We start from the raw sequence: 22260 nt of genomic DNA, 5'->3' as shown, positions 1-22260 counted from the left end.
ATAAATAGCTGTTCAAAGTTAATCAAGATGGATACGTCTAACGGTTTCATTGATGCACAATTACCAGATTAAATAACAATCAATCAAGAAAACGAACACGTTCATATCCTATTTCCTGACACTTTCCAAAAGTTGGAAAGTGTTTTTTGCTGTTTAATGATGTCATGCGGGGAATCGTTTTCTGATACATCGAGGTAAAGGGTATCTGCCAGTTGGATTAATGTCATAAAATAAAAAAAGCAGAAAAATGGCATCGAAATTTTGTAAAGGGTCTACTTAGTGCAATAATTAATGGGTCCAAGTTGCGGTTTTAAGGGGGGATAAGCTTGTGAATAAGTTGATGAGTTGTTAAATTACGATCATTTGCACTAATCTAAGTGCAAACATTTCATATTGTGACTAGTTAAGAAAACGCTTATATTTAGCGGTGTAAGGAGCGAGAACGATGCAGCAGCTTACCAAAAGAGAAAGCCAGCTTTTGATTTACTTGTTAGAGATGACTGAACCAGTAACGATCAAACAGTTAGCTGAAAAAGAAAATGTCAGTGTGCGAACGATCAAATATGATCTGGATGATATCCGTGATTGGCTGATTGAGCGGAATCAAGAACTGTACAGCAAACGGAGTCAGGGAATTTGGCTCAGTGTGAGTGATTCTGATCGAATCAAATTAAAAAGCGAGTTGATGGATGTCAATCGTCTGGAGCTATTTGCAGATCAAAGCTTACGGATCAATCGCCTGTTGATCATGCTTCTTGTTACCAAGGAAGCAATCACGGCGCTAAAGTTAGCCAATGCGCTAGAAGTAAGTAAAGATACGATCATGAATGATTTAGATGAGTTGGAACATCACTTTCTCAAAGAAGGTTTAGTTCTGAATCGCCAGACACGAAAGGGATTTTGGATCACTGGCAATGAACGTTTGGTTCGGTTAACGATCGAGGAGATTCTGCAAAAAGAGTTTACGGACTATGACATCTATAAATTAATGGCGTTGTTGCTAAATGGCAGAGAAACGGAATGTTTCGAAATGTATTCTGCGAAGGAAACGCCGTTGCAGGAGGTCTTTAATCAAGTCATCATTCGGATGCGGCACTTACTGGAATCCGAAAATCTGGAAAAACTAAATTATGCAGAACTACTAAATATTCTGATTCGCGTAACGATCGCCACTGTTCGCTTGCGCAAAGAGGCCACGATTGGACGGTACCAATTGATTCCTGAACACGAAATAGAAAAAAACGATCTTTCGTATCGGGTGATGCAGCAGGTGTTTGATTACTATCAATTGCCATTATTTGAAGATGAATATGACTATATTTATAGTGATACCTTTGATACGATCCATCAGCAAGATGTCATGAAATTGGTAGAGAATATGATTTATAAGGTAAGCAAGAAAATCAATTTTCCGTTTTATCAAGACCCTCAATTATTGACGAATCTCTACGCCCATTTGTCTATGCGTCTCTCAAGAAGGAAAAATTTTGTCAATGAGTACAATCCGTTTAAAGAGGACATCAAACAGAAATATCCTGAATTGTTTGCTGCTATCAATCAAGCAGCCCTCCAAGAAATAAGCGAGAAACTCTTGATCAATGATTCTTTTGTTGCCTACATTGCGTTGCACTTTCTGGTTTCCTACGAAAGAGAAGAAGACTTGCGAAGTGTTCGAGCGGTTTACGTTTGTTCAACGGGGTTAGGTGTGACAAGTTTAATTAAGCAAAAGATCAACGAAGAATTGAACAATATTACTATTGTAGCTTTTGCTTCAGTCTTAAATGCACAAAAGGTGATTGCCGCGAAGGATCCGGATCTGGTCATTAGTATTTTTCCGATCAATGGCATTGATCGGCCTTTCATCAAAGTCCATCCGCTGCCGACTGAGCAGGATCTGCAAAACATCCAGCAAATGATCAAAAAAATCCTCGCTTCAACAAGTCAGGATAGGCGGCACCAATTAGTTCTCAATGAAGCACCTATCAATAAGGAAACTCTGAAAGACTTCAGCAAGGAACTGATTTTAAAGGCATATACGATCTATGAACAGTTACTTGTCACATTAGAGTCTGAATTGACCCAAGAGTACCGAGAAGCCTTTTTGCTCCATGTTTTCTTAATGGTCCATCGCATCACATTTGATCAGCAATATTTAGCAGAAGGCAGCCAAGTCGACCAAATCATTTTGAACCGAGAAGCGTTGGTAGGAGAAATTGAAGCAATTTTTGCTGAAAATAATTTAGGCATCAACAAATCAGAAATCAGCGCATTATTTTCATATATAAAAGAAGGAGCGTCAAGCTAGTGAAACTGTCAGCAGAAGCGATAACTATGATCGAGGAAAGTCAAAACCAGGAAAAATTAAAACAAGTGATTGCTTTGGTCGAAGAGCGACTTGCAGAATATGCCATTGAACCTACTGAACTTCAGTGGACGATTTTGATCAATCACTTGAACGAGATGCTGAAACGCTCTCAAAAAGGAGAAAAGATTCCCGCTGTTGATCGGGAATTGTTCCGAGAAGTATCCAAAGAAGCCATTGCGATTTCCGATGAGGTCGTTCGAACGATTGGTGATTTAGGTGAAGATGAGATGTATGTTTTATCGATTCATTTTGAAACAGCAAAAAATAATTAATATTTAGGAGGAAACAGTCATGATTACAGTAGTTATTGCAGATCGTATGGGAAAAGGACAAAACGTAGCTAAAGGTGTAGAAGCAGCTGGCGGCAAGGCAGTTGTTGTCCCGGGAATGGGCGCAGATATGCGTTTAGGTGATGTCATGCAACAAGAGAATGCCGATATGGGAATTTCTTTTTGCGGGAGCGGTGGGGCTGGAGCCTTAACAGCCGCAAATAAATATGGGTATCCAGAACGTCATGGGATGCGTTCGATTGAAGAAGGAGTCACAGCCATCAAAGATGGTAAAACCGTGCTAGGATTCGGCTTCATGGATCAAGAAGAGCTAGGAAGACGCTTGACGGAAGAATTTATCAAAAAGCACGGAAAATAGAAAGAGGGCACACAAGATGAGCGTTCAAAAGACAACTCAGCAAAAAGTCATCGTCTCCGGTAAAGGAGAAACTAAGCAACATGCCTTTGCATCAGCACTCGCAGAGATCCAAAACAAACTAATGGCATCGGCGAAAGTATTATTGCGCATCGAACCAGTCAATGTGGAGGTGTTGAAGGCGGTCGAAAACAAATACACAGAACGCTTTCTATTCTTCTTTTTTCCCCGGCAACGAGTGAATTATGAAGTCGAACTTTCTGTCACGGTAACTGTGACAGAAATACGTTTGGCAGATGTACCTTTCACTCAACACCTCACAGAAGACCCCAATGGGATTGTTTTACCGTTTGTAACGAAAAAAGTTTGATTTGAATCATAAGGAGGAGGGAATAACGTGGATTTTGTCATTATTTTAACTAAATCGATCATCATCGGGGGCTTACTCGGTTTCTCTGCATCTGTCGGAGCAGCTCGTATGTTTCATGCGCCCAGTACGCAAGGATTAGGAGCTTTTAGAACATTAGGGGAGATGAATGCCTGCATGGGGGATGCTGCCTCCCATTTTTCCTTTGGATTAGGTTTTTTCTTTAATGCTTGGGCTTCTTCAGTTGGCGCTGGAGCTTTCACGCAAGATGTGACCCATCGCATCGTGCCTAACTGGGCAGCTGCGGCTCTTTTAGCCAAAAACAAAGATGTCAGCCAGACAATGCATGATCCGAAAAAAATGGGGATCATTGGAGCTGTTATTGGCGCGTTAGTAGTCGCTTTCTTGAATACGACAGCTGCAGCGATTCCAGAGGCGTTACAAGTAACCGCTGTTTCCGTGTTGGTACCGGCAGCGACGATTCTGATCAATACCGTGATGCCAGTGATCTTCTGGTTGGCGGCTTTAGATGCAGGGAAACGAACAGGTTTCTGGGGGACGCTTTTTGGCGGGATTGCGCAACTGATCATGGGCAATGCGGTTCCTGGCGTTGTTCTAGGAATCTTAATCGGTAAAGGCGTCGATGAGAGTGGTTGGAATCGGGTCACGAAGAGTATGATGATTGCGATTGCTTTACTCTTTGTTTTCAGCGGATTTTTCCGTGGATTTGATATGGAAATGATCAAGAGTTTCCAACTTCAAGTACCTCATTGGCTTGATAACTTGCACAACATCTTTAGTGTGAAATAGGAGGGAAATCATGGAGACAGAAGAACAGGTAAAAGCAGTAGAAGCAAAACGGCAAAAGAGTTTTTGGTTTGCAGACTGGTCTTTCCCATTGATCGTAGGAATCATGTCAGCGGCTGTATTCTCAGGAACCCATATGTATGTCGTGTATGGCGTCGGTGCATTCAATGAAGTTTCGATCGTTGCGATGCTAAAAGCCGGCTTGGATGGCGGTTCCTATGGGGCTGCGGCAGCTTTTGGGGCGAGTTTCTTATTTGCTAGGATTTTGGAAGGCTCTTTGGTAGGGATCTTGGACTTAGGCGGTTCGATTTTAACTGGGATCGGAATTGGCGTTCCAGCCATTCTCTTAAGTATGAAAATAACAGCGCCTATCGATAATTTTGCCCTCTCGTTATTGACCGGATTGGTCTTGGGTCTGATCGTTGGCGGCATTATCGTGTTGATTCGCAAATTCACCATCAATCAGTCAAATTCAACTTTTGGCGCAGATGTTATGATGGGCGCCGGAAATTCCTCCGGCCGGTTTTTAGGCCCATTGATCATTTTAAGTGCTTGTGCAGCCTCTATTCCCATTGGCATTGGGGCGACATTAGGCGCGTTGGCTTTTTATGCTTGGAAAAAACCAATTGCCGGTGGCGCTATTTTAGGCGCAATGATCTTAGGTGCGATCTTCCCAGCGGTAATTCAATAGAAAGAAGGCAATGAAATGTTTGATACTTTAATCAAAAATGGCAAATTAATCGATGGCAGCAAAGTGGAAGTTGCGTTGGAAAAAGGCATAATCAAAGCAGTTGCTTCAGAGATCAATGAGCCGGCACGAGAAGTGATTGATTTATCCGGCAATTCCTATCTCTCTGCCGGTTGGATCGATGACCATGTCCACTGTTATGAAAAGATGAACCTGTATTATGATTATCCCGATCAAATAGGGGTCCAAAAGGGAGTAACAACGGTTATTGATGCAGGGACTACTGGTGCAGAAAATATTCGCGATTTTTATCAACTGACGAAATCAGTCAAAACAAATGTGTATGCGCTAATGAACATCTCTAAATGGGGGATCGTCGAACAAGATGAACTTGCCGATCTAACAAAAATCCAAGAAGATCTAGTCAGATCTGCATTAGCAGAGCTTCCGGAATTTATTGTAGGGATCAAGGCAAGAATGAGCAAAACAGTTGTCGGAGAGAATGGCATCACACCCTTAGAGTTAGCCAAAAAAATCCAATCAGAAAACAATGACTTGCCATTGATGGTTCATATTGGTTCCGCGCCTCCTGAATTAGAAGAAGTATTGACAAGAATGGAAAAAGGCGACGTATTGACCCATTGTTTTAATGGAAAACCGAACGGCATTTTAGACCAAGCCACGGATCAAATCAAGGACTTTGTTTGGGATGCGTATAAAAAAGGCGTTGTCTTTGATATCGGTCATGGAACAGACAGCTTTAATTTCCACGTTGCCGAAACAGCTTTAAAAGCAGGTCTCAAAGCAAACTCGATCAGTACAGATATTTATATCCGCAATCGTACGAATGGGCCAGTCTTTGATCTGGCTACTACGCTGGAAAAATTGAGAGTAGTAGGCTACTCGTGGGAAGAGATCATTGAGAAAGTTACCGCAGTTCCTGCTAAAAATTTCCACTTGGCGAAGAAAGGTCAATTGACTGTTGGTTTTGATGCAGATTTGACGATCTTTGAGATTGTCGAAAATGAAAAAGAACTGAAAGATTCCAATGGGTTTACACGGATAGCGAAAGAACAAATTGTTCCAGTCAAAACAATTATTGGAGGCGTCATTTATGACAATTAGCTATGAAAAGTTTGCTTTAAAGGAAGTCATCAATGCCTCGGGAAAAATGACGATACTCGGTGTCTCGAAAGTATCTGAAAATGTGCTAGCCGCACAACGATTTGGCGGCGAACATTTTTTTGAAATGAGTGATCTGGCTGTGAAAACTGGCGCCTACCTTTCTCAGTTATTGAAGGTGGAAGATGCGCAGATCGTTTCTTCTGCTTCAGCAGGGATTGCCCAATCTGTCGCGGCTTTGATTGGTCAAGGCGACCTGTACCATGTTTATCATCCCTACACGGAAAAAATCACGAGACGGGAGATCGTCGTACCTAAGGGTCACAATGTAGACTACGGCACACCGGTTGAAGTAATGGTTGCTCAAGGGGGTGGACAAGTCGTCGAAGCGGGATATGCAAATATGTGTACACCGGCGCATGTCGCTAGGATGATCACGGAAGAAACAGCCGCACTTCTATATATTAAAAGCCATCATACCGTGCAGAAAAGTATGCTAACGGTGTCGGAGATGGTAGAAGTTGCCAAAGCCCATCACTTGCCATTGATCGTTGACGCAGCCGCGGAAGAAGACTTGTTCAAATACAGCGAAATGGGTGCCGACCTTGTTATCTATTCTGGCGCCAAAGCAATCGAAGGTCCGAGTGCCGGTCTGGTCATAGGGAAAAAGGAATATATTCAATGGATTCGTCTACAGTCTAAAGGGATCGGTCGGGCAATGAAAATCGGCAAAGACAATATTTTAGGCTTTACACAAGCAGTAGAAGATTACCTGCAAAATGGCAGTGAATCCGGTGAGTCCATGAAACAACGATTGGCACCTTTCGTGGCGGCGATCAATCAACTTCCTGATTTATCAGCGAAAATTGTTCAAGATGGCGCCGGGAGAGATATTTATCGCGCAAGTGTCACGGTTGTTGGCAAGAAATCTGCGAAAGAAGTCATTGAAGAACTAAAGGCACAAAACCCAGCAGTCTACACACGTGAATATCAAGCAAATAATGGAATTATTGAGTTTGATATTCGCTCGGTCAACCAAAACGAAATGGAAAAAATCATTAAACGCTTAAAAGAAATCATGTAGGAGGCTTTTAAATTGTCAGTTATTCCAAATTATTATAAAGATCGCGTATGTTTAAATGTATTGGCTCATTCAGTTGAAAATGCGAAGGCTTGTTATGAAGCAGCAGCAGGACATGTCGTACTAGGTGTGTTATCAAAAAACTATACTAGCGATGAAGCAGCGATCGAAGACATGAAAAAATATCAAGCGGCAACGGATAATGCATTGTCCGTTGGGTTGGGCGCCGGAGATCCCAACCAAAGTCAGATGGTTTCCCGTCTATCTGGTACTTTACAACCGCAACATGTCAACCAAGTATTCACTGGTGTAGGAACTTCCCGTGCTTTATTGGGACAAAACGATACAGTCATCAATGGATTGGTTTCACCAACAGGCAAGGTAGGGTACGTCAATATTGCCACTGGACCTTTAAGTTCACAGGCACCGGCGGCAGAGGTTCCCATCGAGACCGCCATTAAAATGCTGCAAGACATGGGTGGAAGTTCCATTAAATACTTCCCAATGAAAGGGTTAGCGCACAAAGAAGAATTCAAAGCAGTTGCGGAAGCTTGCGCCAAATATGATTTTTATTTAGAACCAACCGGAGGAATTGATCTGGAAAACTTCGAAGAAATTCTGCAAATCGCCATTGATGCAGGCGTTAAAAAAGTGATTCCGCATATTTACAGTTCGATTATTGACAAAGAAACTGGCGATACGCGACCAGAAGATGTGAAAACATTATTCGACATGGTCAAGAAAATCGTCAAATAAGTGAAGCATAAAGACTGTTTACTAGATGGGGAATCAGTCATTGGTAAGACACTCAGAGATGGGTGTCTTTTTTGCGTCAAGATTGCTACAAAAACAACTAAGGGACAAGTTTTCTGAGTCCGCTTTAATTGCTCTTATAACCACTGGTTAATTTTTTTTAGAAAATTGAATCATTTAGTCAATTGTTGCGTGTTCGGATTCTTGTTATGATCAAAGTAGTTATCAATATTCACCGAAAAGGAGACCACAGCGATGGAAATGGGGGAAGTGATTCGCCAGTACCGGAAGAAAAAAAGATTAACACAGGAAGAGTTAGCCAAGCGCCTTGGTGTGACAGCGCCAGCAGTAAATAAGTGGGAAAAGGGGCATTCACATCCAGATATCTTGTTGCTAGCGCCAATTGCACGCTTACTAGATATTAGTCTTGATACGTTATTCTCATTTGAAAAAGAACTCACGGTAACCGAAATCAATCAGATCATTCGTGAACTGGATCGTAAGCTTAAAAATCAACCTTTTGAAGATGTATTTCGCTGGGCCAAAGAAATTTTGGATACCTACCCAAATTGTGAACAATTGATTGGCCAAGTAGCACTGCTTTTAGATGTACAGCTATTGGAACAAGCTGTTCCCGCTAAAGAAACATACCAGAAGCACATTCATCGTTGGTACGAACGGGCGTTAGAAAGTCGGGATGAAGATACCAGAAATCGAGCAGCCGATTCTTTGTTTGGATTTTACGTACGAAAAGAAGCGTACGAGAAAGCAGAAAGCTATCTCCATTATTTTTCCAATCAGAACCCAGAGAGAAAAAGCAAACAAGCCTATCTTTACAGTAAGACCGGACGAGTAGCGGAAGCCTATCAAGCTTATGAGGAGCTGCTGTTTTCAAGTTATCAAAGGATGAGTATGGTATTCCAACAATTATATCTTTTGGCTATGAAGGATGAGAATAATGCAAAGGCACATCTGCTAATAAAGAAACAGTCAGAATTAGCAAAATTATTTGAAATGGGGGAATATCACGAGGTATCCAGTGATCTTGACTTAGCCATCGCAGAAAAAGACGCGGAGAGAACGGTTGAAACAATGGAGAAAATCATCGCCAGTGTTGCTAAAATCAATGATTTCACCCACTCAACGTTGTATGAACACATGACATTTAAGGAAATCGACAGCAACTTCGTTAACGAACTTTACGAGAATTTATTCCACATGTTTAGTGATGAAGAAACCTTTTCTTGGTTGAAGACGAGTGAACGATGGCAAGTGTTGGTAGGGGATAGAAGATAGAGGAAGAGTGTTTTTTCCAGTAATAAAAATCCATACAAGAACTGCTCCAATTAGTCATAATAGACATGCAAGTTCTTCCAATAAGTAAAGAAAAAACAAGATAAAATGAGCAAATAAGTGTTAGTTAATTTGTCGGCAATGTAGTTGATTAATCATTCAGGAAATCTTTTTGCTATTTTTGCGGATCATTGAAACGCTTCATTATCTCTTGCTGTTTGGTAGGGTGTACCGGGGATTATCCAATGCTTAAGAGACAAAAAAGCGTTAAGTTTTGTAGCTGAAATCTATAATTGACAACCTTGCTAATCACCCTAATAAAAACATTTTTTCAGATAATTTTGAGATAGGAATAAAAAGCAGCTCATAAGTAGATGAGCTGCTTTTTGTGTTGTTTTCTTATGCATCTGCCTCTTCCGACAGCTGAATCAGTAAGTCTTTGATCACATCATAAACTGCGGCTGTTTCTGGGTAGGGGCTTTGGACGTTCTGGATAATAAACAGGTCTCGGTAACGGTATTCTGGGGCTAGTTCTTGCCAATTCAATGTGTCTGTGAGGGCAAGTTTGGAAATGATCGACTTGCCGATGTTATTCTCCAGTAGTGCTAGAATCATTTCGCTATTGTTGGCTTTAATGATCTGCGGGTTCAAATGATTCGAGTAAAGATACGTTTCATTGATATAGTACATTCCGGAATCATTCTCTCTGAGGATCCAGAAATCGGAATCAATATCTCCTGCTAGAACAAGTTCGTCTTTATAGACGAACTCTTTTTGGATCAAAGGAGAGACGATGGCTTTTTCGATCAGCCCGATATGGGCTTTGTTGGCTTCCACGGCATCAATGACTTCCTGAGAATTCATGATTTTGATTTCGAAAGCAATGAATGGAAAGTGTTCGATCAGCTGGCCCATGATCGTTGGGAGTAGGTGAACACCAGTTGTATTGGAGCAAGCCAATACGCAGTCCGTCTTGAAATTTTTGGCATTTTTAGCTTGTGCAAAGACACTAGCTAACGAATTTAACGAATCTACCACTTTAGGGTACAAGAATTCTGCTTGTTTCGTGGGTAGAATCAATTGTTTTCCTTTGCGTTCAAAGAGTTTGAACCCTAACTCGGTCTCCAATTTTTGAATTTGGACGGAGATGGTTGGCTGGGTCTTAAACATTTGTTTGGCGGCAACACTAAAATTCCTAGTTTCATAAACGACAACGAATGTTTTTAATAGTTCAAACAAAAGAATCCCACCTTTTTCTATTAATATAATTTATAACGGATATATAAAATCGTTATTTTACAAATAGTTAATTCGTGGTTATATTATAGATGACTATAAAAGATAACACAAGTACGATAGAAATTTTTAATCGTTCAGAAAGGATGGATCAATGAATCAAGCACTAAAAAATTTTTTGAATGCAATTCCGATACCTATTTGTGGGTTGATTTTAGGAACGGTTTCGTTAGGAAATTTATTGTTTGCCGAAGGGTTCGAAGCAATCGGCAATATCTTTTGTTTGATTGGTATTTTGATTATGGGATTGTTCCTTCTTAAGCTGTTTTTCACATTTAAAAACACATTAGCGGATTTGAAAAATCCGATCATCGCTTCTGTTGCACCTACTTTTACCATGTCTTTGATGGTGATCTCGGTAGTGTTGGAGCGAGTATTTCCTAATTTACTGATGAATGACTTGCTATGGCTGACATCAATCGGGTTGCATTTGGGTCTCATGACTTATTTTGTTGTCGTTCATATTTTACCTGTCGACATTACGTTGGAATATGTGTATCCAAGCTGGTTTATTACTTTTGTCGGCATTGGAGTGATTCCAAATACATCAGCAGTCTTTATCAAAGAACTTGGGGAAATCGTTGTATGGATTGCACTGGTTCTATATTTTGCTCTACTACCAGTGATTCTAAAACGAATTATGTTCCAAAAGATGACAGAAGCTTCAGCAGTACCTTTGATCACGATTTTGACCGCCCCTGGCTCCCTTTGTTTAGCTGGCTATCTGTCAGTCTTTAAAGAAGGATCGGCTTTATTTGTAGCTTTGATGCTGGTATTGTCCCAAGCAATTTATTTCTGCGTGGTATTTTACATGAAAAAAATGCTGGAAGTTGGCTTTTATCCAAGTTATGCAGCCTTCACATTCCCATTAGTCATTTCAGCAACAGCAATGTTCAAGTCTTCTCAATTCTTTATGGATTGCCCAATTTTATTTGGAGTGACTGAGTTATTGAGTATAGTTGAAACAGTATTAGCTATCGCAATGGTTTGCTATGTATTGCTGAAATACTTCGTTCATTTGTATAGTCAGACAAAGAGTTTGATCGCAGATCATGAATGTTAAGGTATTAATGGACGTGTCTTTGTAAGTTAGAGTAAGAAAATTGTTGTTATTGCGGGATAAATGAAAGTCATATTGTTTCTAAATAATAGAAAAGGATGTGGGTTCATATGAGAAATACAAGTAGAAAAGTAGTTGTCGTTGGAACTGGATTTGTAGGAACAAGTATTGCTTACTCAATGATCAACCAAGGGCTGATCAATGAATTGGTTTTGATCGATGTGGATCGTGAAAAGGCGGAAGGAGAAGCCCTTGATTTATTGGATGGGATGTCATGGGCCCAGGAAAACATCAAAGTTTGGGCTGGCGACTATACTGATTGCCAGGATGCAGATATCGTGGTGATCACGGCAGGTGTCAACCAAAAACCAGGACAAACACGGTTGGAACTAATCGATATCAACGCGGGGATCATGACTAGTGTTGTAAGAGAAGTGATGGGGTCAGGTTTTGATGGGATTTTAGTCATTGCTTCTAACCCTGTGGATGTATTGACACACGTTGCTTGGCAAGCATCGGGTCTGCCAAGCAACCGCGTCGTTGGAACTGGGACAACGCTAGATACCACCAGATTCCGTAAAGAATTGGCGCAAAAATTAGAGATTGACCCAAGAAGTATCCATGGCTACATTATTGGCGAGCATGGGGACTCTGAAGTAGCAGTCTGGTCACATACGACAGTAGGGGGAAAACCGTTGCTAGAGTTTATCGTCAAAAACCATCGATTGACTGTCGAAGATCTGACAACCATTTCTGATCGGGTGAAAAATAGCGCTTATGAGATTATCAATCGTAAAAAAGCCACCTTCTATGGTATCGGTATGAGTGTTGCCAGAATCGTTCGAGCAATCTTGAACAATGAGCAAGCAGTATTGCCCGTCTCTGCCTATCTCGATGGGGAATACGGCGAAAAGGATCTATTTACAGGTGTCCCTTCGGTGGTTGACCAAGGAGGGGTGCGGGAAATCATTGAGCTGAATATCGACCCAGCCGAGAAGCAAAAATTTGCCCAATCCTGCAGCCAACTTAGAGAAGTGATCCAATCACTGGACAAAACGACTCATTGAGAAAGGAGAGATTCTATCACTATCGGCGATCATCCGCCAAAGTAATTGGTCAGTCGTTTCTCTCTCATAACAAATGACTATTTCCAAAAGGTAGTAGAATGGCGCAACGATTGTTCAGCCGATAAGACCACTATTAGTTGAAAATGAATGAATTCCTTAGTTAATTGATAAGCCGTAATAGAAAAAGAGCAGCTCGAGTTAATTCGAGCTGCTCTTTTTTGCTTACTTTGTTGGTAGAAAGATTCTTGGTTTATTCGTGGTATTTATCCAATAGTAGTGTACTGCTGCTTTTCTTGTCTGGCGTGATAGGCTTCTACAGCAAGAATGGCTTGCTGAAACATCTCGCGAGTGATGGGATAAGGTACATGAACAATGTCGTTGGTGGTCATGGCTTTATCTAAGATGGCTTCCAAGTCTGATTGGGCATTGAGGTGCATGTCAGCCAAACAGACGGGCAGCTTGTTTTCTTTCATAAAAGCATAGACTCGTTGAAAGAGTTCGGTTTGCTGATCCATCATCAACAATGCTAGAACGCCGTAGCTGACAGAAGCCCCATGCAGATAATTCTCCATTTTTTCCAGAACAGTCGTACCATAATAGAACGAATGGGCCATGGCAGAATTGTAGTCATTGATGACTAAGACAGATACTAACCCGGTGGTCACGATGATATCTGAGACGACTTGTTGGATGGCATCCGAGGGGCGATTGGCGGCACTGTCTTTCAACGCTTGCGTGCCGTAGGTCAATAAGCGCTCCGTGCACATTTTGCTGATCTGAATGCCTAATGCATCGGTATGATCCAATTGATCCCCTCTAGAAGAAAAAGTGGCTTCGATTTCTTTCGATAAGGCGTCACCGATGCCGGCCCACAGGTAACTATCCGGCGCTGCGGCGATAATAGCTGTATCAATAAAGGCATGGACCGGCGGTTTTGAAGGAAAGAACAAGCCATGCATTTCGCCTGCTTCGGTGTAGATCACGCACACGGCTGTAACGGGAGAACAATTTGAGCCAATCGTCGGAAATGTGAAGACGGGCTTGGCTAATTTCTCACCTACGACTTTGACGGTATCACACACACGGCCGCCTCCAACGGCAAATAGGACCTCTGCTGATTGGACACTTTCTTCCTGCAGTAAGCGTGCTACATTTTCATAGGTAGAATTTCCACCATACCATAGGCTGTCAATGACGAATACGTCTTGTGTCAAGGCAGACTTGATTTTGTGCTCTGCTTTCGCTAGTGCTGTTTTTCCACCAATCAGAACAGCTTTTGTCCCATAACTTTTAACGATATCATTTACTTTTTCGTAAGCGTCTGTTCCGATCGTATAATTTGGCAAAAAGATACTTTGACTCATATTGTTTTCCTTCTTTCTTTGCGACGATATTCGCTAATATTGGTCCTGTGATCTGATGAATGATCATGCCGACAGCAGCTGGAGTAACGGCAGCTGCGATCGTGGCGAAATGAGCATTCGCTAAGGAGATGGCTAATCCGGTATTTTTCATTCCTAATTGAAACATGATCGACTTGGCCTGTTGATCACTGACACCTAGTAGGCGGCTAATCCCGTAGCCTGCACCGTAACCGATAAGATTATGCAGCAAGACAAGGAAGATGACGATTATTCCAGACTGAACGATCACTGCCCCATTTTTCGCCACGGTTCCTGCAACGATCAAAAGGATGCTGACGGAAGAGACTAAGACAAAAGCCTGCATCCACGCATCGATATAGTTGGCAATAAGCTTATGGACGATGATCCCTAAAAGAATCGGCAGTAGTACCATCTGCAAAACCGACAAAAGCATGGCGAAAAATGAGATTTCTGTATACTGTCCAGCTAAAAAATAGACAAGAAAAGGGGTCACCACCGTTGCCATTAGTGTGGAGACAGTGGTCAAAGAGACCGTCAATGCGACATCTCCCTTGCCGATGAAGGTCATCACGTTGCTGGCGGTTCCTCCTGAAACAGAACCCAGCAAGACAAAACCGATGATCAGTCCGGAGGATAATCCGAAAAGCTGTGCCAAGCCATAAGCAACAAGCGGGCTGATGGTAAATTGGATCAATAAACCTAAAATAAAAGCTTTTGGCTGAATCACCACCATTTTAAAAGCAGTGACATTTAACGTCATTCCCATACAAAACATGATGATGCTTAGTAACGTTGTTGTGCGCGTAGGTATCCACAAAAATGGTTGGGGAAACAGGTAGGAGATCAGCATCAAAAGGACCATGAGATAAATCAGGTATTTATTCACAAATTTGGCAATCGAATTTATTGTATTCATTAAGACTTTCCTTCCATCTTGACGTAAAGGGACTAGCAATCCTATCACCGTTTCCAACACCTGAGATGCTGCGGATCAGAGGAATCAATAGAAAACCAGCACAGCTACCAGCAAAAGTTTTCAACAAGCAAAGCTTTAAAAAGGGTATAAAAAAACATTCCACCCAAGAAGATTCTCTGTTCTTCTGGTGCAATGTGAATAGGGACTCTTTGAATAAAATACTCAAACAGTCCCGACTATAATAATAAAATAATTGCCTCTCTTCTACTAACAGTCATCCAATCACTTCCTTTGTCTAAATTTTCAGAATATTTAAATTGTTTTATCTAGTGTACAAAATAGTTTGGAATCTGTCAAAGGAAAAATAAGATTTTTGCTAATAAAGGAAATTAGAGACAGGATGAGAGAAAAAAGCTCAGAAGCGCGGATATCTTCTAAGCCTTTTTTCAGTGAAAGTAAAACTTTTCTAGGGTTTCAGTCTGCTTGAGAGGTTCAGATAAATCGAGGAAATAAGGCGTTTGCCAGTTTTGTGTTCGGGATGCGGTAGGATTTAAGTCCTGCACCCATGGTGGATACACGCGAAAAGCCATTTTCCCTGCGGTTGTTTCTGTTTTGATGATGCCGTTGGCGACAAGAACAGAAGATGGGAAGACAAATTGACCTTTTTGCTTGCCATCAAGGACAGTAATCATTAGTTTGTCTGGATAGCCGCTTAATGAATAAGCTTGATTCTTTTCACGAGGTTGCTCCCACAATGCAGTGAAATAGCCTTTTTCTTTGGTGTTTTCTTCGCCAGACGGCTACGAAAAGTCGTGTTTCCAACAACGAAAGTCATGCCTTCATACACGCTGTTTTGTCTCTCCGTTTGAATCTTAGTGGGGCCAGCTATATGGTGCATCTTCAATAATGCAGTCATCAATTTCTCTGATTGCCGCATTTTAGGCCATCACCAATCGTTTCCATTTTCTGATTTTTGTTCGGAAATTAGTGAATGGCGCCACTGAATTAATGTGGATCCATTTATACAGGGGCCATTGTGCTTTGGTTGTAGCCCACTTTCTCTGTCCGGGCTCAAACAGTTCGGTATCTGATAGTGTGCTGATCCATTGGCATAGTTCCTCCACCAGTTGGGTCAACTGCTGTTGTTGTTCTTTTAGGGAAAGCTGCCCATAGCGCTGATAAAATTGCTCATAAAGTGCACCTAACTGATTCCACTTATAGCCTGCTGCTGGTGTTTGCACAGCAACGCCGTTTTTTTCTTGGGCTTCCCAGTCTAATAGAAGATGGAGCCACCCTAGTTGATAAGACAAATTTTCAGAGGGACTTTTATCTACCTCATCATGGTGCTGGTGTCTCCATTCTTCTGGAATCTCCTCAAATTCGGTAATGTATTTTTGAAACGTGTCTTGAATGGTTTGGATCAATTCTGCTTTTGTTTGATACTGACGCATTGATTTTCCTCCTACTCATCAGAAAGTGTTTTTTCTTTGGTGATTTGAATGACCAGACCAAACGGATCTTGCAAGATGGCATAGAAGTCCGCAAATTCATTTTGAATAGGAGACTGATAGATCTTGCTCAATTGGTGTTGGCTCATTTTCTCGTAAATGGTTTGTGCTTTTTCGATCGTATCCGTAATGACACTCAATGACAAGGTATTTCCTTGCTGGCAAGGAATCCTAGGATCAATGGGTTGATCTGTCAACTGCATTTGCGTCTGGCCTATTTGCAGTACTGCGTGGGAAAGCCAATGCTCGGTGCCAGTTTCAATCACAGTATCGGGAGCCAATTGGGTTTTAAATTCTTGGAACGTCATTTTAAATAATAGTTTTCCATCAAAAATATCCTGATAGAAAGCCAGTGCTTCTGTTCCTTTTCCTTCTAAGGTCAAAAAAAGTGCTACATCGATGGATGCCATAATCAATTCTCCTTTTCTCTATGATAAACTAACTGTAACAGTTAATGGTTTCATTTCATGACACCTTTGGAGGAGAATATGAAAAAAACAGAAAGAATCCAACAAGAAATGTTTTATATCAATGAAAAGAAAGTCTTTCATTTAAAGGAATTGATGGAGACTTTTGCTATTTCAAAGAGCACAGCACTTCGTGATATTCAAGAACTTGAAGCACTAGGGGTGCCACTATATGTCGAGAATGGACGCTATGGTGGTTATCAGGTCTTGCAAAATACGTTGTTGCCGCCCATTTACTTTAGCGAAAAAGAGGTCTTCGCCATTTTTTATTCCTTACAACTATTGAAATTATTGACCGATTCACCATTTGGCGCTACTTATGGCCAGCTACAAGAAAAATTGTTGCATACCTTCCCAAAGGAGAAACAGCAGCAAATCGCGACTATGCTGGATTGTGTGCAGTATGAAGGAATCAGTCAAATCGCCACGACTGAAAATTTGGAACAGTTGTTTGAATGTATTTTGACAAATGCGATCATCACAGTGGAATATACACGCTACGGTTCGCAACAAAAACGGCTGTTGCCGACTCGACTGATTCTAATGGATGGCTACTGGTATTGTACGGCATTCGATTTAACAAAAGAAGCATGGCGGACCTACCGTTGCGATTTTATGGCATCGATCGTGGTGGAAACATCCTATCAAACCTTGTATGCAAAAGAGGAGTTGCTGGATTCGTACCAGAAGCAAATGCAAACCTATCGAAACATTCCCTTCAAGGCTAAGGTCAGTGAAACAGGGAAAGAATATTTTTTGAAGCATCCATTTTCCAATATGTCTCTTTGCCAAAGAGAAACGGGAACGTGGATCGAAGGGAAATTCGATCATACAGAATTGCGGTTTATGACCAATTATTTTCTCGGCTTCGGTGAACACGTAGAAATTATTTCCCCAGAGATATTGCGGAAGGATTATTTAGACTGTATCAAAAAGATCATGGCTAGTTATGAGTGAAAAGCGTTTTTAGAGAATCAGAAGTAATGAACAGGGCAAAATCCCTGCTTACACTTTCGACTATTCTTTCAGAAGTGCTAGCAAGGGATTTTTCGTTTTGGTGGTCACTCACTACAACTTACTGCTCTTCTTTCAGGTAGCGCCAGAGGGTGGTTCTGCTGATTCCTAACTGATTCGCTGTCTTGGTCTGGTTGCCTTCATTTTGTTCTAACACGCTCAAAATGATTTCTTTGGTGTAGTCAAACAACGTGGGGTGATGTAAAGGATTTTTGGCAGTAAAATGATCCTTGAGATGGGTAAAATTTTGAACCAGTCGTTCTTTGTTCAGCAATTCTGTGACTTGGTGTTCGGTAATATAATGGGTGCGGGCATTGACCACCAATTCTTTGATACAGTATTGCAGCTGATCGAAATTGCCAGGCCAGTCAAAAGCTATGAATGATTCGAGGGCTTTCGGCTCGAAGCCCATGATTTCTTTGTTGCAGGCAATGTTCATTTTATTCAAAAGCAATGTCGTGATGATACTTAATTCATTTTTTCGTTCCCGAATCGCTGGTGCATAGATTTTCGCACAGTTTAATTGGCTTGCCAGTCGGTTGAAAGTCGTTTGATCCGCTGCTTTATTGTTGTCATAGGTAAAGATCAGCTGATTATGATTCCGCACATTGGTGGTTTTGATCAATGAGACAATGCGTTCGATTGCTGCTGCGTTCAATTGCTCAACATTCTCAAAGAAAATGGTGTTATGGCTGTCGACAAAGGGACCATTGGTGGCATTGACTAGAAATTTCCAAAGTTTATCTGTGACGAGTTTGCAATTGATCGAGATCAGGTAGTTGGTATTTTTGGTCTGATTTAGATAAATTTGGTAAGCAATATTTTTTTTGGCAGTGCCACTCTCCCCGAAGACAAGATAAGAAGAATAGTAATCTTCGTATTTTTTCACTTCATGCTTGACGCGTTCAGGTATAAATTGCGAAAACAATAACTTTTTTGAAAAACTATCAGCGACTTCTGTTTTTTTCTGATAAGTGATATCTAGTTTGTTGGTTACGGGTGGTGCGCTATTCTCTTGAACAGCGCAGCTGTAGTAATGCTGCTGATCGACAGTATACGGTTTGATTAATAAGGAAACATACTTATTTTGTGTTTGTGAGTAGTGCTGGATTTCTTTCTTTTCTGGTTTGGCCTGAAGAACTTTGAGGATCTCTTCTGCAAAATCTGGTTCTAATGTAGAAAATTCAATGGTATACGTATCATCATAAAGCAGCAAGTCTTGCTGTTGACCCAAGATCCCTTTTTCGAGGATCTCTTTTTTGTGTTTGACTTGTTGGACGTGATCAATGATCGACAAAGCGTCTTCATAAGCACTTTTGATGCTTTCCAATCCTGAAGTGATCAAAATCGTGTTTAGAGATTTCAAAAGAGCGATGCGGTTGGTGATGGCATCACATAAGATCAATTCATAGTTTTTTTCTGTTAATGTATCAAGGATCTCATTGGCATCAATGGTCTCATCGATGGTGTGGATCTCAATTTTGTATCCTAAAAGATCACAGAGCAAATGGGCTTTTTCGGTGATGCTGGGATAGCCGACGATCGCAAAATTTTGAGTATAATTTTCTGCTAGCCGAATCGAACTTAGAACATCATAAATGGATAATGAGACATCAATGACCGGTAAAGATACAACTTTGCGAATCAGTTTAGCGGTTCCTCCCCGAGAAATGATCGCGTCATAGCCATCAGTATACAGTTTAGCAGCAAGATTTTGTCCTTCGACCAGATCAGCGGTGAAGATGGTCGTTTCCACTTCCGGATATTGTTCGCCGATCATATGCATGGAATGATTTAATTCTTCATAAGGTGCAATACCTAAAATCTTTCGTTTCATCCCTTTTCCCTCCATCAATCGATAGTTGTTTCATATATGAACAATAATAGCATGTAAAACGTAAAAAATATCCCTTGTTTAAGAGATTGTTTCTAAATTAAACGATTTTTCGTTTTTTTAGAATGTAAACGCTTGATTTTTGTCCCTATAATCAAATCATGAAGTACGAGGTGGTGAGTAGATGTTAAAGTTGTTAGTTATTGCAGACGACTTTACAGGAGCACTGGATACTGGGGTCCAGTTTTCGAGACAAGGCATTCAAACGTTAGTCTCAACGGAAACAGTCGTCCAATATAACACACTTCCGCAGGAGATCGAAGTGTTGGTTCTCAATACCGAGAGTCGGCACCTAACTTTTGATCAAGCATATGAGAAGACAAAAACGATTTTGGAAGATGCAAAAGTTGCCCAGGTTCCATTTATTTATAAAAAAGTAGATTCAGCATTAAGAGGAAACATCAGCGCGGAGATCAAAGCGATTCTCGATATGAGCGAACAAGCGGCCCTTCCTTTTTTACCCGCATATCCAGAAATGAATCGGGTAGTGATCGATGGTCATTTATATATAGAAGATGTCTTGGTATCAGAAAGTGTTTTTGCAAATGATCCGTATGAACCTGTGACCGAAAGCAATGTGATGCAGCGGCTGCAGTCGGAAGCAGGGATCAAGGCAATGCTAGTCAAAGACCAGTCGTTGCCGGAAACAGGTGTAATGGTTTTTGATGCACAGACAGATGATATGTTACAGGTCCACGCAAAACGCCTAGCAGAGAACGATCTTTTGGGTATGACGGTCGGGTGTGCAGGGTTCGCAAAGGTTCTCGCACAACAGTTGTTCCCCAACGGCAAAGAAGTAGCTTACAAATTACAAAAGCCAGTAGTAGTTGTCTGTGGAAGCGTCAACCCGATCACAAAGAAACAAATTGAGTATGTTGAGCAAGACTATCCGCGGATTTCATTAACAGCGCAACAACTGTTGCATCCTACCTATTGGCAAACAACCGCAGGACAAACAGAGATTGTTAGTTATCTTCAGTTGATGGAAAAACAGCCATTAGTCATTTTTGAAACCTATAGCGAACAAACAACAGCTGAAATTGTGGCTTATAGCGAAGAAATGGGCTTATCTGCTGAAGCTTGTCGGTTTAGAATAGGGGAGGCATTAGGCATGTTGACCAAAGCCCTTTGGTCACAACATCAAGAGAATACCTTTCTCTTTACCGGCGGGGATACCTTGTTCCAATCAATGAAAGTCTTAGGTGTGACCGGAATCAAGCCGTTGACTGAGATCAAACCGGGCGTTGTTTTATCTGCCATCGAATGGAATAACCAAAAGATGCAAGTGCTTACGAAATCAGGTGGTTTTGGGACAGAAGAATTACTTGAAGAAATTAGATGGTATTAAATGATTAAGGAGGATTTATTATGCTAACAGACTACAGTTTAAAAATGCCAAAAAATATTCAGGCAGGCGAACATGCGCTTGAGCAGTTAAAAGAAATCATTAGCAGTGGTGTTCATAAAATCGTTATTTTCACAGATAAGGGACTTCTAGATTTAGGTTTGGTCGATCTGCCTATTCAAATCATTGAAAAAGCAGGAATCGATTACACGGTTCTTGCTGATATTCCAGCGGAACCAAACTATCACGAAGCACAAGCAGTGATCGATGCCTTTAAGAAAGAAGCTGCTGACTTAGTGATTGCCGTCGGTGGTGGATCGGTCATGGACGTGGCGAAATTGGCTTCGATCTTAGCAACGGATGACTACACGGTCAAAGATTTATTAGATAATCCATTATTGGCAAAAAACAAGTACCTAGTTTGATGATTCCTTCCACTGCTGGAACTGGAGCTGAAGCAACTCCTAATGCTATCGTGGGTGTTCCAGAAAGAGACTTGAAGATCGGGATCGTCAATCCTGAAATGATCGCCGACTTCGTTTTATTAGATGGACGGATGATCAAAAACTTGCCAAAACCAATCGCAGCAGCCACAGGTGTAGATGCATTGTGTCATGCGATTGAATGTTTCACATCTGCCAAAGCTAATCCAATCAGTGATACTTTTGCGCTGGAAGCATTGGATTTGATCATGAACAACATTATCGAAGCCTGCACAAATCCAGAAGCATTAACAGCAAAACGGAACATGTTGCTTGGTTCATTTTATGCAGGGGTAGCAATCACAGCATCAGGCACGACAGCCGTTCATGCCCTTTCCTATCCGCTAGGCGGTAAATACCATATTGCTCATGGTGTCTCCAATGCGATTTTGTTGACGCCAGTGATGAAATTTAATGAACCAGCAATCAAAGACTTACTCGCTGTTGCTTATGATCGTGTCAGCAAAGAGGGACATCAAGACTGGTCGGTTGACGAAAAATCAGCGTATATGATCAGCCAGTTAGACGAAATCGTCAAAGTTTTGGAAATTCCAACGAGTTTGAAAACATTCAATGTACCAGAAGAAGACTTGGATGGTTTAGTAGCAGCGGGCATGGAAGTAACACGTCTACTGGTCAACAACAAACGAGAAGTCACACCAGAAGATGCTCGGGCCATCTATCTGCAAATTTTATAATTTGAAC

At 41.3% G+C, this 22260-nt stretch carries 21 protein-coding genes and 1 pseudogene; 15 read left to right on the top strand and 7 right to left on the bottom strand.

Going from position 1 to position 22260, the window contains the following annotated elements:
* The first annotated feature begins 445 nt into the window (after positions 1–445).
* The 10 genes from IGJ45_RS15670 (at position 446) to IGJ45_RS15625 (ending at position 9124) form a co-directional block, all read left to right on the top strand.
* The gene (locus IGJ45_RS15670; protein WP_409531074.1) at positions 446–2305 is read left to right on the top strand and encodes a BglG family transcription antiterminator; all 1860 of its coding nucleotides are present in this window, start codon (positions 446–448) and stop codon (positions 2303–2305) included.
* Positions 2305–2637 carry a PRD domain-containing protein gene (locus IGJ45_RS15665; protein WP_113849028.1) on the top strand — a complete coding sequence of 111 codons (333 nt, stop codon included), beginning with the start codon at positions 2305–2307 and terminating at the stop codon, positions 2635–2637. The genes IGJ45_RS15670 and IGJ45_RS15665 overlap by 1 nt, the downstream gene beginning before the upstream one ends.
* A gap of 19 nt (positions 2638–2656) precedes the next feature.
* Positions 2657–3013: a glycine-rich SFCGS family protein gene (locus tag IGJ45_RS15660; protein ID WP_081131151.1), complete on the top strand. Its 357-nt coding sequence runs from the start codon at positions 2657–2659 to the stop codon at positions 3011–3013.
* Positions 3014–3029: 16 nt separating this feature from the next.
* Entirely contained in the window at positions 3030–3380 is a 351-nt protein-coding gene (locus tag IGJ45_RS15655; protein ID WP_003128943.1) for a DUF4312 family protein, read from the top strand.
* Positions 3381–3407: 27 nt separating this feature from the next.
* Complete coding sequence (locus IGJ45_RS15650; protein ID WP_409531075.1) at positions 3408–4187, top strand: DUF4311 domain-containing protein; 780 nt, start codon at positions 3408–3410, stop codon at positions 4185–4187.
* Positions 4188–4197: 10 nt separating this feature from the next.
* On the top strand, positions 4198–4875 hold the full coding sequence (locus tag IGJ45_RS15645; RefSeq protein ID WP_003128946.1) for a DUF4310 family protein: 678 nt from the start codon (positions 4198–4200) through the stop codon (positions 4873–4875).
* Positions 4876–4890: 15 nt separating this feature from the next.
* Positions 4891–5997, top strand: coding sequence for an amidohydrolase/deacetylase family metallohydrolase (locus IGJ45_RS15640; RefSeq protein WP_081131148.1), 1107 nt, complete (start codon positions 4891–4893; stop codon positions 5995–5997).
* Complete coding sequence (locus IGJ45_RS15635; protein ID WP_409531076.1) at positions 5987–7078, top strand: DgaE family pyridoxal phosphate-dependent ammonia lyase; 1092 nt, start codon at positions 5987–5989, stop codon at positions 7076–7078. The genes IGJ45_RS15640 and IGJ45_RS15635 overlap by 11 nt, the downstream gene beginning before the upstream one ends.
* A 12-nt stretch (positions 7079–7090) precedes the next feature.
* A complete protein-coding gene (dagF, locus tag IGJ45_RS15630) occupies positions 7091–7831 on the top strand; it encodes a 2-dehydro-3-deoxy-phosphogluconate aldolase (RefSeq protein WP_003128951.1) in 741 nt (246 codons plus the stop codon).
* Positions 7832–8083: 252 nt separating this feature from the next.
* Complete coding sequence (locus IGJ45_RS15625) at positions 8084–9124, top strand: helix-turn-helix domain-containing protein (RefSeq protein WP_409531077.1); 1041 nt, start codon at positions 8084–8086, stop codon at positions 9122–9124.
* Positions 9125–9520: 396 nt separating this feature from the next.
* Here IGJ45_RS15625 and IGJ45_RS15620 read toward each other — a convergent pair whose 3' ends face one another.
* Positions 9521–10360 carry a LysR family transcriptional regulator gene (locus IGJ45_RS15620; protein WP_021150732.1) on the bottom strand — a complete coding sequence of 280 codons (840 nt, stop codon included), beginning with the start codon at positions 10358–10360 and terminating at the stop codon, positions 9521–9523.
* A gap of 151 nt (positions 10361–10511) precedes the next feature.
* Here IGJ45_RS15620 and IGJ45_RS15615 point away from each other — a divergent pair, with 151 nt between their 5' ends.
* Positions 10512–11480: a TDT family transporter gene (locus tag IGJ45_RS15615; RefSeq protein ID WP_409531078.1), complete on the top strand. Its 969-nt coding sequence runs from the start codon at positions 10512–10514 to the stop codon at positions 11478–11480.
* A gap of 107 nt (positions 11481–11587) precedes the next feature.
* Positions 11588–12544: an L-lactate dehydrogenase gene (locus IGJ45_RS15610; protein ID WP_409531079.1), complete on the top strand. Its 957-nt coding sequence runs from the start codon at positions 11588–11590 to the stop codon at positions 12542–12544.
* A gap of 263 nt (positions 12545–12807) precedes the next feature.
* On the opposite strand, the gene IGJ45_RS15605 is transcribed toward IGJ45_RS15610, so the two are convergent.
* The 5 genes from IGJ45_RS15605 to IGJ45_RS15585 all read right to left on the bottom strand — a co-directional run bounded on the left by IGJ45_RS15605 (position 12808) and on the right by IGJ45_RS15585 (position 16763).
* Positions 12808–13908 carry an iron-containing alcohol dehydrogenase family protein gene (locus IGJ45_RS15605; protein WP_409531080.1) on the bottom strand — a complete coding sequence of 367 codons (1101 nt, stop codon included), beginning with the start codon at positions 13906–13908 and terminating at the stop codon, positions 12808–12810.
* Complete coding sequence (locus tag IGJ45_RS15600) at positions 13844–14845, bottom strand: bile acid:sodium symporter family protein (RefSeq protein WP_081131143.1); 1002 nt, start codon at positions 14843–14845, stop codon at positions 13844–13846. The genes IGJ45_RS15605 and IGJ45_RS15600 overlap by 65 nt, the downstream gene beginning before the upstream one ends.
* Before the next feature lie 446 nt (positions 14846–15291).
* A complete protein-coding gene (locus IGJ45_RS15595; RefSeq protein ID WP_409531081.1) occupies positions 15292–15600 on the bottom strand; it encodes a MepB family protein in 309 nt (102 codons plus the stop codon).
* Between the two features lie 183 nt (positions 15601–15783).
* Positions 15784–16296, bottom strand: coding sequence for a ClbS/DfsB family four-helix bundle protein (locus IGJ45_RS15590; RefSeq protein ID WP_096711087.1), 513 nt, complete (start codon positions 16294–16296; stop codon positions 15784–15786).
* An 11-nt stretch (positions 16297–16307) separates the two neighbouring features.
* Complete coding sequence (locus IGJ45_RS15585; RefSeq protein ID WP_086268930.1) at positions 16308–16763, bottom strand: VOC family protein; 456 nt, start codon at positions 16761–16763, stop codon at positions 16308–16310.
* A 78-nt stretch (positions 16764–16841) separates the two neighbouring features.
* Here IGJ45_RS15585 and IGJ45_RS15580 point away from each other — a divergent pair, with 78 nt between their 5' ends.
* Positions 16842–17777: a helix-turn-helix transcriptional regulator gene (locus IGJ45_RS15580; protein WP_252712148.1), complete on the top strand. Its 936-nt coding sequence runs from the start codon at positions 16842–16844 to the stop codon at positions 17775–17777.
* 118 nt (positions 17778–17895) lie between these two features.
* Here the strand turns inward: IGJ45_RS15580 and IGJ45_RS15575 are convergent, their stop codons facing one another.
* The gene (locus tag IGJ45_RS15575) at positions 17896–19671 is read right to left on the bottom strand and encodes a PrpR N-terminal domain-containing protein (protein ID WP_409531082.1); all 1776 of its coding nucleotides are present in this window, start codon (positions 19669–19671) and stop codon (positions 17896–17898) included.
* Positions 19672–19852: 181 nt separating this feature from the next.
* Here IGJ45_RS15575 and IGJ45_RS15570 point away from each other — a divergent pair, with 181 nt between their 5' ends.
* Both IGJ45_RS15570 and IGJ45_RS15565 read left to right on the top strand, forming a co-directional pair.
* Positions 19853–21076, top strand: a complete 1224-nt coding sequence (locus tag IGJ45_RS15570; RefSeq protein ID WP_096711085.1) for a four-carbon acid sugar kinase family protein — start codon at positions 19853–19855, stop codon at positions 21074–21076.
* A gap of 20 nt (positions 21077–21096) precedes the next feature.
* Positions 21097–22253: pseudogene (locus IGJ45_RS15565) on the top strand (iron-containing alcohol dehydrogenase).
* The last annotated feature ends 7 nt before the right edge of the window (positions 22254–22260 follow it).

Origin of the sequence: Enterococcus sp. DIV0574 (genome assembly GCF_051711125.1) — a bacterium.
In the GTDB taxonomy this organism is placed as follows: domain Bacteria; phylum Bacillota; class Bacilli; order Lactobacillales; family Enterococcaceae; genus Enterococcus_D; species Enterococcus_D gallinarum.
Note: the sequence above shows the minus strand (reverse complement) of the source record. Positions and strands in the feature narration are given on the sequence as shown.